Origin of the sequence: Cobetia sp. 5-11-6-3, from assembly GCF_013374055.1 — a bacterium.
GTDB lineage: Bacteria > Pseudomonadota > Gammaproteobacteria > Pseudomonadales > Halomonadaceae > Cobetia > Cobetia marina.
Genome location: NZ_BLWJ01000008.1, coordinates 272,311 through 285,297, shown reverse-complemented (window position 1 = coordinate 285,297; position 12,987 = coordinate 272,311). Strand labels below are relative to the sequence as shown.

Here is a 12,987-nt window from a genome sequence, read left to right as displayed (position 1 = left end):
CCTTGGTTACGACAGTTTCTTGACCCACAGCGCCGCAGCGTCCACGAGTTTCTGGTGCGCGTGCCGGAAGGCCTCTTCACTCTTGCGATAGGGATCCGGAATCTCTTCGCCCTGCCCCCCCGCCAGCCAGCGGCCGAACATCATCGTCTTGCCACTGACTTGCGGGGCCATCTGGTTGATGGCACGACGATGACCATCGCTCATGACCAGAATCAGATCCGCCGCCGTCAACATCTCGACCGATACCTGCCGCGCACGATGCCCATCAACCTCCAGACCGGACTCGAGAGCGAATCTAGCCGCCGTGGGTTCGACAGGATGATCGACCAATGCGCCCACACCCGCCGAGTGAACCGTCTTGCCCGGCAACGCTTGCTTCAGCAGTGCCTCACCGACCGGACTGCGACAGATATTGCCGGTACACACCACCAGAATATTGTTGAACACGCTGACTTCCTCTTCCTTGTGACGCTTGCACTCATGTCGATGGCCCGGGGGGAGACGCTTTCCCGCGCCCGGACACCAGAGGGCCATTGTCGCATGCCGGCAGCCCGTGCGGCAGGCTTGCGAGGCTCGGTGGACGCAACCTGTGACGTTTCAAGGGGGACGCGCGTGCTCGAATGGCAACACTGAGATGACGCCAGATCGATCACCTCGGCTCTTGAAGGTCAGCGGCGGCATCTCCAGTTCTTGTCGTGTAGCCAATGAGGTGGCTGACCCAAGGTCGATGTCGCTCATGTGACATCCGCCGCTCGGCCACTCGCTGAACCAGCACCCAGATAGGGAGGCAAGATGAGCAACAAGACACTGACCGCGACCAATCCGGCCAATGACAAGGTTCTCAATGAATACGCCACGCTGAGCAAGGACGAGGTTCAGCAGAAACTGGAACAGACACGCACTGCCTATCCGCAATATCGTCAGCTCTCGCTGGAAGAACGTGCGAAACGTCTGCACGCACTGGCAGACCTGATAGATCAGCGCCAGCAGGACATTGCCACCTTGATCGCCCATGAGATGGGCAAGCCGTATCAGCAGGGCATCAGCGAGACGCAGATCTCCTCCAGCATCGCGCGTTTCTACGCCGACAACCTGCCCACATTGATGGAAACCGAGCAGCGCGACGTCGAGGGTGCCGTCAGAGCGAAGATCGTCAAGGACCCCATCGGCGCAGTGCTGGGCGTGATGCCGTGGAACTATCCGCTCTATCAGGTCATCCGCTTCGCGACCCCGGCACTGGCAGGTGGCAACGTCTGCCTGATGAAGCATGCCTCCAACGTCCCGGGTTGCGCTGAGCTGATCACCCAGCTGTTCCATGAGGCCGGTTTCGAAGATGGCATCTTCACCTGGCTGCCGGTGGGCTCCGAGATGATCGAAGACATCATCAATGATCCTGTCGTGCAGGGCGTGACCCTCACCGGCAGCGAGGAGGCAGGCCGCAAGGTCGCCGAGCAGGCCGGTGCGGCGCTCAAGCCCAGCGTGCTGGAACTGGGGGGTATCGATCCGTTGATCGTGCTGGATGACGCCGACATCGAGCGCGCGGTGGATCTCGCCATCGCCGGACGCTTCGACAATACCGGCCAGAGCTGTGCCGCCTCCAAGCGCTTGATCGTCGACAAGTCGATCGCCGAGGACTTCTCCAGACGTCTGATCGAGAAAGTGAAGGACATGCGCATGGATGACCCGCTCAGCGAAGGGGTCGATATCGGTCCGATGTCACGCAAGGACCTGCGCGATGACCTGCATGATCAGGTGCAGCGTGCCATCAAGGCTGGCGCCAAGCTGGAATGCGGTGGCGAAATTCCGGATCGCGAGGGTGCCTGGTATCCGCCGACGGTGCTGACCAACGTCACCCAGGGCAATCCAGCCTTCAATGAAGAGCTGTTCGGCCCGGTCGCTTCCGTGGTGGTCGCGGACAACGAGGCACATGCCATCGAACTTGCCAATGATTGCCCCTACGGTCTGGGCAGCACGGTGGTGGCCAAGGACGACGAGCGCGGCGAGCGTGTCTCGCGTCAGCTGGAAGCCGGCATGAGCTTCGTCAATCGCCCGACCACGCCCTTCGCCCAGCTGCCCTTCGGCGGTGTCAAAGGCAGCGGCTATGGTCGTGAGCAGAGCGAATATGGCTTCGGTGCCTTCATGAACATCCGCACCGTCTATGTCGCCAAGCATTGAGGTGACACGTCATCGACGTCCTTGAGCACTGAGCTCTCGAGGCATCGATGTCGCGACGTCAGGCAGCCCATGGGCTGCAATCAACAACGCCCCGCTTTTCAGCGGGGCGTCTTGCGTCAGAAGGCTCCCAGACTCTGCACGAGCGCCGGCATCAATAGTCCTGTCTGCGTGCCGTCAGCCGTCTCCATCAACGAGACACGCAGCCCTGCAGACAGGCTTCGCCTTCCAGCTGCACCGTGACGTGCGAGATCGCATGGGTATCGAGCAGATAGGCCTGGACCCGCTCAAGCACCTCGCCGGGAATGCCGGTATCGGCCACCACCACATGCAGGCTGGCAACCGGGGATTGAGGCGTCAGGCCCCACAGATGGAGATCATGCACACCATCCACTCCCTCCAGTGTCAGTAGACCCGCCTGGATTTCCTCGTGGTCAAGTTGCTCCGGCGTCCCTTCCAGCAAGGTATGCGCCGAGCGTTTCACCAGCGACCAGGCACCGCGCAGTATCAGTACCGCTGCGAGCATCGACAGCAACGGGTCGGCCTGATTCCAGCCGGTGGTCATGATGACCAGCGAGGCAATGATGGCCGCCACGGAACCCAGCAGGTCGCCCATGACATGCAGCAGGGCGCCGCGGAGATTGAGATTGTCCTGATCTCCCTTGTGCAATATCCAGAATGCCGCGATGTTGACGACAAGTCCGAACACGGCAATCGCCAGCATCGGCCCTGCCAGCACCTCAGACGGCAGCCACAGGCGCTTGAGGGCAGCCATCACGATCGCGACCCCGATGACCAGCAATGTCAGGCCATTGACGAACGCGGCGAGCACCTGGAAACGCGCATAGCCGAAGGTCAGCTTGCGGGTCGCTGCGCGATGTCCGAGGCGAAACGCTCCCCACGCCAATGCCAGCGACACGGTATCACTGAGCATATGGCCGGCGTCCGCCAGCAAGGCCAGAGAGCCCGCCACCAGTCCACCGACGACTTCCGCCAGCATGAACCCGCCGGTCAGCCACATCGCCAGCATGACCCGCCTTTCGCTGTCAGCGGTCACTTCAGGTGCATGGTCATGATGTCCATGACCATGTGAATGACCGTGTGAATGGCCGTGTGAATGACCGTGCGAATGACCATGGTGATGACCGTGTGAATGACCATGCGCATGCACGTGTCCGGATTCATGCCCATGATCTTTCGATGTCGTGTCCTGCGACGATGTCGCCATCCAGCCTCCTGACCACCATTCCTGCATTCGTGAAAAGCCGCGAGATCAATCGCTGCAACGCTATCGATTCCCTCTGCATTAGGCTTATCCTGCCACGGAATTCAAGCTCCATTGTTGAATTTGCAAGTTCCGATATATGACAGCACCGCCTGTATCAGCTTGTTAGGATAGAGATCAGACATTCCCATGCCCAAAGGAACCGACGCCACCCCATGAGCACCACTACCGAGACGACGCCTTCACGCTCGCCTTTCAAGGCCGATCTGTTGCTTCTGCTGGTCACCATCATCGCCGCCGCAGGCTGGATCTTCTCCAAGGAAGCCATGGCCGGTATGCCTCCGCTACTGTTCATCGGCAGCCGCTTCCTGCTGGCAGGCCTCATCCTGGCGATCTTCGACGCTCGCTCGCTGAGACAGCTCTCCACTACTCGCAAGCTGCGCGCCAGTGGAGTCGGCGTCCTGTTTGGCGGTGCCATGGCCTGCTGGTCATTGGGGGTGGCACTGTCCGAGCAGCTCGGCGTGATCGCGTTCATCAACAGTTTCGGGATTCTGATGGTACCGGTGCTCGCCCGCCTGCTGTTCAAGGACAGGCCGCCGATGAGCACCTGGATCGCCCTGCCCACCGCCCTGCTCGGTTTCGCGCTGTTGGGCATGGGACAACCCGGCGCTACGGAAAGCTTTCATATTGAACCGGCACAATGGCTCATCTTCGGGGCTGCCTGCCTGTTCGCCCTGGTGTTCAACTTCAATTCACGTCTGGTGCGCAATATCCCGGCCCTGCCGCTGACAGCCATCCAGCTGATGACCACCGGCGTCACCTGCCTGGTGCTGTCGGCCATCAGCGAAAGCTGGCCGGCCGGCATCAGTCTCGACATCCTGAGCTGGTTTCTGGCCAGCACTCTGATCGCCAGCACCCTGCGTTTCTTCCTGCAGATTTACGCACAGAGCCTGACTACGCCCAGCCATGCCTCGGTCATCCTGATGCTCGAAGCGGTCTGGGCGGCCCTGATGTCGGCTGCCTGGTTCGGAGAGCGCATGACCCTGATCCAGATGACAGGCTGCGGACTGATCTTCATGGCCCTGCTGATCAATCGCTGGCAATGGATCGCGCGTCTCTGGCGTCAGCGACGGGTTGCCTCGTGAGTAAAGCGTCCTGACTTGAGTGTCAGGCATGTCGCCACCATGTCTGACGCTTGAGCGTTTGATTTCCCGCCCCATTCCTGTCACCGGAGCCCCCATGATCCCCACGCTACTCGGCGTACTCACGCTGCTGATGGCAGCCTTCACCCTGCTGCCACTCACGCGCCTGCGGCATTGGTCCGTCCGCATCATGGACTTTCCCCGCCTGCAGCTGGCGGTACTCTGGGCGGCCCTGCTGGTGGCCGACCTTCTCGTCGGCGAGCTCTCGACAGGACTGCGGCTGACGCTGGCTTTCATCGCACTGGCAGGGCTCATCTACCAGGCGCAGTGGATCATTCCCTACACCCGGCTCGCCCGCTGTGAATCGGGCGTCGCGCAGCACAGTGACCCCGCACGTCATGTGCGTCTGTTGACCGCCAACGTGCTGACCAGCAACCACGACAGCGACGCCCTGCTGGCGATCGTCAGGCGCGAGCAACCCGACGTTCTCGTCACCCTGGAGTCCGATGGCTGGTGGGAAAGCCGCCTGGATGTCCTGGAGGGAGATGAGCCGGAGCATGGCTACCGGCATACGCTCAAGTGCCCGCTGGACAACCTCTACGGTATGCATGTCTATTCTCGTCTGCCCCTGCACGACGCCAGCATCGACTACCTGGTCGAAGATGACGTGCCCTCGATGCATGCCCATCTGGAGCTCAAGAGCGGCGATCGCATACGCGCTCATTTCCTGCATCCCGCACCGCCCAGCCCGACCGAAAACGAGGAGTCCAGCGAACGAGACGCTGAGCTTGTCATCGTGGCCAAGAGCGTGGCCGAGAGCGAGCAGCCCATCATCGTGACGGGAGATCTCAACGACGTGGCCTGGTCTCGCACCACACGCCTGTTCCGCAAACTGTCCGGCCTGCTGGACCCACGCGTCGGCCGTGGCATGTTCAATACCTTCCATGCCAGCATTCCCTTGCTGCGCTGGCCGTTGGACCACCTCTTCCATAGCCGGCATTTCAGCGTGGTGCGCGTGGCTCGCATGGAAGCCTTCGGCTCCGATCATTTCCCGCTGCTGACGGAGCTGGCACTGACCCCGAACCAGAAGACGAATCACGTCGATGAAAGGCCCGAGCCTGACGCGGAGGATCACGCCGAAGCACGCGAGACCGCAGAAGACGAAGACGTCAGTCATCAGGATGTCCCGACGCCCGGGCGTTGATCACCGAAGGCGGCTAGCGGCTCTGCCTGCCGCCCTGGCACGCCCTGTCTGCCCCCCCGGCCGGGAAGCGCGCCGGGATGGAGCGGCACCCCACCCTGATCTGGTATGCTGCGCGCCATTGACGCCATACATGGCGCGCCACGCAACTTCAAGACATCCTCAAAGACCGGACCCACGCCCGTGACCAACAACGACATCATCCGTCGCCTGCGCTACGCACTCAATCTCTCCGACAGCGACATGATCAACACCTTCGCCGCCGCCGACCACGAAGTCACCCGCGCCCAGATCAGTGACTGGCTCAAGCGCGATGACGACGATGCCCAGCAGCGCATCAAGGACATCGATCTGGCCAGCTTCCTCAATGGCCTGATCAACGTGCGCCGGGGCAAGCGCGAGGGTGCTCAGCCCGCACCGGAAAAGCGTCTCGACAACAATCTGATCCTGCGCAAGCTCAAGATCGCCTTCGAGCTCAAGGACGATGACATGCTGGATCTGCTGGCGCTGGCCGGTTTCGAGATGATCACCAAGTCGGAACTGTCCGCCTTCTTCCGCAAGCCGGACCATCGCCACTACCGCGAATGCAAGGACCAGATCCTGCGCAATCTGCTCAAGGGCATCGAGCTGCGTCACCGTCGCCACGACCCGGAGACCGAGCAGCACGCCGTCGACCCCGCCTGAAGCCTCCGCTAGCCAGACACGACAACGCCGCTTCATCGTGAAGCGGCGTTGTCGTGTCTCAAGGCATCATCACCGGGCCTGATGCCCGGCGCTCCACCCGTTCAGCGTCTAGTCATCATCGCCGTCTTCGGCACTCTTCAGACGCGCCTTGCGTTCCTGCTCCTCTTCCATGGCGGCCATGATGTTCTCGAGCAGCGCATCCACGTCCGGTGCCTCGGGGTCATCCTCGAAGAGACCCGTCAGCTCGACATCCGGGTCCATGCCACCGGCCTCGAACAATGCCCATATCTCATCAGCGTAGCGAGTCTGGGCAAGTTCCGGAGCGAACATCGCATAGTAGGCGGTGATGTTGGCGACATCGCGCGCCAACATGCTCTTGGCATTGTTGTTGGCCGCTGCGTCCACCGCCTGCGGAAGATCGATGATCACCGGGCCGTAGTCATCGACCAGCACATTGAACTCGGACAGATCCCCGTGCACCAGGCCGGCATGCAACATGCGAACGATGTAATGCATCATCAAGGCGTGGTCTTCACGCGCCTGTTCCGCCGACATCGAGACATCATTGAGGCGCGGTGCCACATTGCCATCGTCGTCGGTGACCAGCTCCATCAGCAGCACACCGTCAAAGCAGCCGTATGGCTGAGGCACGCGCACACCGGCATCGGCCAGACGATAGAGGGCATCCACCTCGGCGTTCTGCCAGGCGGCTTCCTGCTGGTCGCGTCCGAAACCGGAGCCCTTCTCCATCGCCCGCTGACGACGACTGTTGCGTACCTTGCGGCCTTCCTGGTAGAGCACGGCCTGCTTGAAGCTGCGCTGGGCAGCATCCTTGTAGACCTTGGCGCAGCGAATCTCTTCTCCGCAGCGCACCACGTAGACCGAGGCTTCCTTGCCACTCATCAAGGGGCGAAGCACTTCATCGACCAGTCCGTCATCTATGAGCGGCTGGATTCTCTTTGGCGTTTTCATCGCGTTCTTATACGCGTTTTCGCCTCGATCGGGAATCACCCCATCACAATTTTGTGACATGACAGACGCGAAAGCCCCCGGCATCCAGAAGGATACCGGGGGCTTTTTTCATGCCACCACACCAGACTTGGCATGGTATGACGACAGGTGTCAGGCGTTCTTCAAGCTCTGCATGTCGATGACAAAGCGGTATTTCACCTTGCCCTGCTGCATGCGCTCCCACGCCTCGTTGATATTCTGAATGTCGATCATCTCGATATCGCAGGTGATGTCATGCTCGGCACAGTAATCGAGCACTTCCTGGGTCTCCGGCATGCCGCCGATCAGCGAGCCCGCCAGCACACGACGCTTCATGACCAGATTGCCGCCCTGCAGTGCGGGATCCACCTCCTGCACCAGCCCGACGAGAATATGGGTACCGTCGTACTTCAGGGTATTGAGGTAGGGGTTGAGATCGTGCGGCACCGGTACCGTATCGAGCAGGAAATCGAAGGTTTCGGTCGCGGCGGCCATCTGCTCATCGTCGCTGGACACGATGACGTGATCGACGCCATTCTCGCGCGCTTCCGCTACCTTGGCTTCACTGCGCGTGAACAGGGTGACTTCACAGCCCATCGCCTTGGCGAACTTGATCCCCATATGGCCCAGGCCACCCATGCCGATCACGCCGACCTTGTCGCCGGACTTCACGCCATAGTGGCGCAGCGGAGAATAGGTCGTGACACCGGCACACAGCAGCGGCGCGGCCACCGCCGGGTCCAGCTTGTCAGGGATGGACACCACGAAGCGCTCGCTGACGACGATCCTGTCGGAATAGCCGCCTTGCGTGAGGCTGCCATCGTGGCGATCCGGGCTGCCGTAGGTCATGGTCATGCCCTCGAGGCAGTATTGCTCGAGCCCATCGTGACAGGCGCTGCACTCACGGCAGGAATCTACCATGCAACCGACACCGACCATGTCACCCACCTTGTACTGGCTGACATCATCGCCGACCTGGGTGACTCGCCCGACGATCTCGTGACCCGGCACGATGGGATACTGGGTGAAGCCCCAGTCATTGCGACCGACGTGCAGGTCCGAGTGACAGACACCGCAATACAGGATCTCGATGGCCACATCATCCGGGCGCGGCTGACGGCGCTCGAAATTCCATGGCGCCAGATCGGCGGAATCGGACTTGAGTGCGTAGCTTCGGGTGTTGCCGTCAAAGGTGTTCGCCATGCCAGCTCTCCTTGCATAATGAAAAGTATCAACGTGAAGAAGGAGATGTCGCCGCCTGGATCACTTTTCAACGCCCTGACTCCCTGTCTGCTGGCATCTCTGTGTTGGTGTGATCGCAACAGCGCCGCTGTCGTCTCACGACATCACGAACATATCACGCAGCGAAATCACCACTTCTTAATTACTTCTGACGCGATCAAGCAGGAAAAACGCAGTCGTGTTATCATGCTCTTCCACCCCTCACGTCTCGGAACGGAGTCCCGCATGGCCAACACTCGTACTGCTGCCAAGAAGAAAGCACCCGCTGCTGTTGAAACATCCGCCTCGCTGGAAGCCCAGATGCAAGCCTTCCTCGATCGTGGCGGCAAGGTTGAAGTGATTGAATCCGGCGTCAGCGGTCAGATCATCGGCCACAAGCCGACCAAGCCCTCCAATCCCGCTGCCGGCAACTGATGCTTCCATCAGGCCCAGACTCGGCCTGATCGTGGCAAGCTGTCAGAAGATCGCCAGCCGCTGCTCGCCATGATTGGCAGCGGCCGGTCTCTGCCCTCCTCTCGAGATGGCGCTAGCTGGAACAGTCCTGCTTTCAACAGCTCTGCTTTCAACCGATAGCACCAGACAGGTCAGGGTAGACAGATCAGAGCAGACAGGTCAGAGAAAGACAGACCCGCTCTCATTGCATGGTGTCAGCAGCACAAGCACTCATCGTCGGAGCCAGGCGCAATGCCTGAGTCATCCCGCGACACGCGACACCTGAACGACTCCCACGCCGCACGCTCCTCCAGTACCTGCCTGCTCTGCTTCAGGCACATCATTCAGCCTTCCGGTCCCTGTGACAGCCAATGTCGAACTCTTCCACGCCCGCAACCCAATCGTCCTTGCTGACATCCGACTCGCCCACGCGCCTCGCCGTCTTCATCGATGTCCAGAATATCTATTACACCACCCGCGACACCTTTGGCCGGCAATTCGATTACCGCCGACTGTGGGCCGAGCTGGAATCCCTGGGCAGCATCACGCATGCCTACGCCTATGCGATTGACCGTGGCGACCCCAAGCAGCAGCAATTCCAGCAACGCCTGCGTGAGATAGGGTTCGAGATCAAGCTCAAACCCTTCATCCAGCGAGGAGATGGCTCGGCCAAGGGTGACTGGGATGTCGGCATCACGATCGATGTGATGGAAGCCGCCCCCGGCGTCGACGAGATCATCCTCGCCTCCGGCGATGGTGACTTCGCCCTGCTGCTGGAGCATGTGGCAGCGCGCCATGCCGTCACGACGCGTGTCTACGGCGTCGAGGCACTCACTGCCCTCGCCCTGATGCGCAGCGCTGATCACTTCCGCGAGATAGATGACACGCTGCTGATGCGCTGAAATCTCGCGTCAACTGCCAGAAGATGAGCTTCTGTCGCATCAAACATTAATGATGTCGCATTCAACACGCTCGAGAGAGATTGAGTTGCGCAGGATGAAGGATCCAGGCCCCACGCCAGATGATGCCCTCTTCGAGAAGGCCTTACGGTGGGCCTAACCTTCGCGGAGTCCTCTGATGAATAACAACAACATGTCTGACAGCAGTGCGGTATCACCTGCCACGCTCCGGCGTGTCCTTGCTGCTTCTACCATCGGCAATTTCATCGAATGGTTCGACTTTGCCATCTACGGCTTCATGGCAGTGATCATCTCGCAACATTTCTTCCCGCAAGGCGATCCAACCCTCGCCCTGATCCAGACCTTTGCCGTCTTTGCCGTCTCCTTTGCACTGCGCCCACTAGGCGGCATCTTCTTCGGCACTCTGGGGGATCGCATCGGTCGCAAGAATGTGCTGGCCATCACCATCATCATGATGGCAAGCGCCACCGCCTTGATCGGCCTGCTGCCGACCTATCAGAGTATCGGCTTGCTGGCACCGCTATTGTTGACCCTGGCTCGCTGTGCCCAAGGTTTCTCGGCAGGCGGTGAATATGCCGGTGCGTGCGCCTTCGTGATGGAGCACGCGCCCGATGACAAGCGCGGATGGTATGGAAGCTTCATCCCCGTCTCGACCTTCAGCGCCTTCGCGACAGCCGCAGCGCTCGGGCTTGGCCTGAACAGCCTGGTATCGGAAGCGACCATGCAGGAATGGGGCTGGCGTGTCCCCTTCCTGATCGCCGCGCCATTGGGCCTGATCGGCTTGTACATGCGTCTCAAGCTGGATGACTCACCAGCCTTCCGTTTGGTCCAGCAAGAACACAACGCCACCAGCGCTCCGCTCATGGAAACGCTGACTATCCACGGCAATACCATCATCAGCTTGATGGCATTCATCTCTGCCACCGCGCTGTCGTTCTACATGTTCAGCACCTATTTCGCGACCTACATGCAGGTGGCAGGAGGAGCCTCGCGCCAGACCGCCCTGCTGGCCAGCCTCGGTGCTCTCATGGTGGCAGCTCTGTTGTGCCCTGTGGCTGGCTACTACTCGGATCTGGTCGGTAGGCGCAATACGATCATCACCGCTTGCGCCAGCCTCGCCATTGCCGTCTTTCCCGCGTATTCACTCGCTGCCAGCGGCACCTTGTGGGCCTCGATGCTCGGTGCGTCATTGATGGCAGTCGGCGCAGTCTTGTGCGGCGTGGTCACCGCCTCGCTGCTCTCGGAACAGTTTCCCACTCGTGTGCGCTATACCGCTTCGGCACTCAGCTATAACGTGGCCTATACGATCTTCGGCGGCACCGCACCGCTGGTTGCCACTTGGCTCATCGACTTGAGCGGCAACCATCTGGCACCCGCCTGGTACTTGATCGCGATAGCTGGAGTCGCCTTGATCGGTGGTCTCAGACTGCCTGAGACGAGTGGCATTTCCCTTGCCGACATGTCGAAGCCCCCTGCTTCCAGTAAATCTGCACCTCTGCCGACGGCATGAGCCGGAAGCTGTCAACTGAACCCACAAGCCTCGCAGGATTGCCACGCACCCACTGATGTCACGCCCAGATCGCTACTGGATGAGGTCATTACCACAACGCCCGCAAGCCTTCCCGTCAGAGGAGGACTTGCGGGCGTTTTCGTCGAGTTGAAGGAAAGTCCCGGAGACTGGTGGCGTATGTCGCCAGATTGCCCTCTAGCGTTGTGGTGCGGCGGATAACGTCAACTCGATGGCATCGTGACGCCAGTGTTCATCATCGCAGTCCACTGCACGGCCATTCTGATCGAAGTTGATCCGCGTGATGCGCTGCGCCGGGCTACCCGGTGCCGCATTCAGGGCGACGGCCGTCTCGGCGTCGAACACGCTGGAGGCCAGCTCGAAGCTCACGCGCCGGATGCGAATGGCGTACTGGTGAAGGTAGAGCGTCGTCAGCGAATGCGCCGAGAGATCGAAATCGAGAATACCGGGGAAGCAGTCGCGTCGCAGGTGATGACAGACGTGCAGCACCCGCCGGCCATCGATGCGCCGCACTCGCGTGATGCGATAGACCCCGGCACCCCGTGCAATTCCCAGACGCTGGGCGATCACCTCATCAGCGGGAACTTCCTGAGCGGACAGCACCTCGGTGGAAGCGACCCGCTGCTGCGACTGCACCATCTCGTGAAAAGGCAGACATGCCAGCAGGTCATACCTGAGGCGCGGCGGCGAGACGAACCAGCCGCGGCGGTTCTCGCGATAGATTCTCCCTTCCGCTTCCAGCTGCAGCAAGGCATCTCGCAAGGTGACTCGCGTGGTGCCGAACCGCTCGATCATCTCACGCTCGGACGGCAGACGCTGCGAGGCATGCAGCGGCGCTGCTTCAAGATGGTTCAGCAGCCTGCCCTTGAGCCCGGTGACGGGCAAATCCGCCGTGCGCGTCAGGGAAGTTGCGTCGTCACCTGTGGGCTCGATCGATGATGAAGGCATGCGAAGTTCCTGAAAGATAACGAAAGAGAGCGATTTCTGGCGAGTCACTTGCATGTCATCCAAGGTGTCCATCATGACAAGGCCCGAGAATCGCGATCGCTGTGGTCTAGTGTAGATGTCGCCAGGCGAGTCAGCCCACGCTCGCCGAGCACCATGACACAGGCATGACGATCCGGTGACAGCGCAAGGCTTTCCTGTGTGCTGCGCGTGAGAATCCGAGGCGGATATCTAGCACAGGAGCACGCTGTCATGCAGGGATTTGTCAGGAAATCAGCCGGCACCACGCAGCGTTGCGTCAAAACGTGTATGGCTGATGGCTGATGGCTGATGGCTCATTGCCACGACACTGACATAGTGACGACACGCGACTGTCACAACCGCTGCGTAAAGTCATGTCAGCCCCGAGACTGAACTAGACCACAGAAATTTAGGTGGCAGGTCTCGAGGAAGACTGCGCAGGACAAGAACCAGCTTTGACCCCATCTCGCCTGCCTGCTCGCCTC

The 12,987-nt window shown here is 60.6% G+C and carries 12 protein-coding genes; 7 read left to right on the top strand and 5 right to left on the bottom strand.

Annotated elements, in window-relative coordinates; all coding sequences use genetic code 11:
* Positions 1-6: 6 nt before the first annotated feature.
* Positions 7-447 (bottom strand): phosphotyrosine protein phosphatase, encoded by a 441-nt coding sequence (locus tag HXS66_RS14340; protein WP_077375822.1) that lies wholly within the window; start codon positions 445-447, stop codon positions 7-9.
* 345 nt (positions 448-792) lie between these two features.
* On the opposite strand from HXS66_RS14340, the gene HXS66_RS14335 reads away from it, so the two are divergent.
* The gene (locus HXS66_RS14335) at positions 793-2,175 is read left to right on the top strand and encodes an NAD-dependent succinate-semialdehyde dehydrogenase (protein ID WP_176503913.1); all 1,383 of its coding nucleotides are present in this window, start codon (positions 793-795) and stop codon (positions 2,173-2,175) included.
* A gap of 187 nt (positions 2,176-2,362) precedes the next feature.
* Here HXS66_RS14335 and HXS66_RS14330 read toward each other — a convergent pair whose 3' ends face one another.
* The gene (locus tag HXS66_RS14330; RefSeq protein ID WP_255303283.1) at positions 2,363-3,202 is read right to left on the bottom strand and encodes a cation diffusion facilitator family transporter; all 840 of its coding nucleotides are present in this window, start codon (positions 3,200-3,202) and stop codon (positions 2,363-2,365) included.
* Positions 3,203-3,612: 410 nt separating this feature from the next.
* Between HXS66_RS14330 and HXS66_RS14325 the strand changes: the two genes are divergently transcribed.
* The 3 genes from HXS66_RS14325 (at position 3,613) to HXS66_RS14315 (ending at position 6,424) form a co-directional block, all read left to right on the top strand.
* Positions 3,613-4,542, top strand: coding sequence for a DMT family transporter (locus HXS66_RS14325; protein WP_084208522.1), 930 nt, complete (start codon positions 3,613-3,615; stop codon positions 4,540-4,542).
* Between the two features lie 94 nt (positions 4,543-4,636).
* Positions 4,637-5,743 (top strand): endonuclease/exonuclease/phosphatase family protein, encoded by a 1,107-nt coding sequence (locus tag HXS66_RS14320; protein ID WP_077375811.1) that lies wholly within the window; start codon positions 4,637-4,639, stop codon positions 5,741-5,743.
* 180 nt (positions 5,744-5,923) lie between these two features.
* The gene (locus HXS66_RS14315; protein ID WP_176503911.1) at positions 5,924-6,424 is read left to right on the top strand and encodes a DUF1456 family protein; all 501 of its coding nucleotides are present in this window, start codon (positions 5,924-5,926) and stop codon (positions 6,422-6,424) included.
* A 108-nt stretch (positions 6,425-6,532) separates the two neighbouring features.
* Here the strand turns inward: HXS66_RS14315 and HXS66_RS14310 are convergent, their stop codons facing one another.
* Positions 6,533-7,396 carry a PA4780 family RIO1-like protein kinase gene (locus HXS66_RS14310; RefSeq protein ID WP_176503910.1) on the bottom strand — a complete coding sequence of 288 codons (864 nt, stop codon included), beginning with the start codon at positions 7,394-7,396 and terminating at the stop codon, positions 6,533-6,535.
* A gap of 150 nt (positions 7,397-7,546) precedes the next feature.
* Positions 7,547-8,617 (bottom strand): NAD(P)-dependent alcohol dehydrogenase, encoded by a 1,071-nt coding sequence (locus tag HXS66_RS14305; RefSeq protein WP_176503909.1) that lies wholly within the window; start codon positions 8,615-8,617, stop codon positions 7,547-7,549.
* A gap of 33 nt (positions 8,618-8,650) precedes the next feature.
* Here HXS66_RS14305 and HXS66_RS17605 point away from each other — a divergent pair, with 33 nt between their 5' ends.
* The 3 genes from HXS66_RS17605 to HXS66_RS14290 all read left to right on the top strand — a co-directional run bounded on the left by HXS66_RS17605 (position 8,651) and on the right by HXS66_RS14290 (position 11,518).
* Positions 8,651-9,070: a hypothetical protein gene (locus HXS66_RS17605; protein ID WP_255303282.1), complete on the top strand. Its 420-nt coding sequence runs from the start codon at positions 8,651-8,653 to the stop codon at positions 9,068-9,070.
* A gap of 389 nt (positions 9,071-9,459) precedes the next feature.
* On the top strand, positions 9,460-9,990 hold the full coding sequence (locus HXS66_RS14295) for an NYN domain-containing protein (RefSeq protein WP_176503908.1): 531 nt from the start codon (positions 9,460-9,462) through the stop codon (positions 9,988-9,990).
* 175 nt (positions 9,991-10,165) lie between these two features.
* Positions 10,166-11,518, top strand: coding sequence for an MFS transporter (locus tag HXS66_RS14290; RefSeq protein ID WP_141391531.1), 1,353 nt, complete (start codon positions 10,166-10,168; stop codon positions 11,516-11,518).
* 195 nt (positions 11,519-11,713) lie between these two features.
* Here HXS66_RS14290 and HXS66_RS14285 read toward each other — a convergent pair whose 3' ends face one another.
* Positions 11,714-12,484 carry a UTRA domain-containing protein gene (locus HXS66_RS14285; protein WP_176503907.1) on the bottom strand — a complete coding sequence of 257 codons (771 nt, stop codon included), beginning with the start codon at positions 12,482-12,484 and terminating at the stop codon, positions 11,714-11,716.
* Positions 12,485-12,987: the final 503 nt, after the last annotated feature.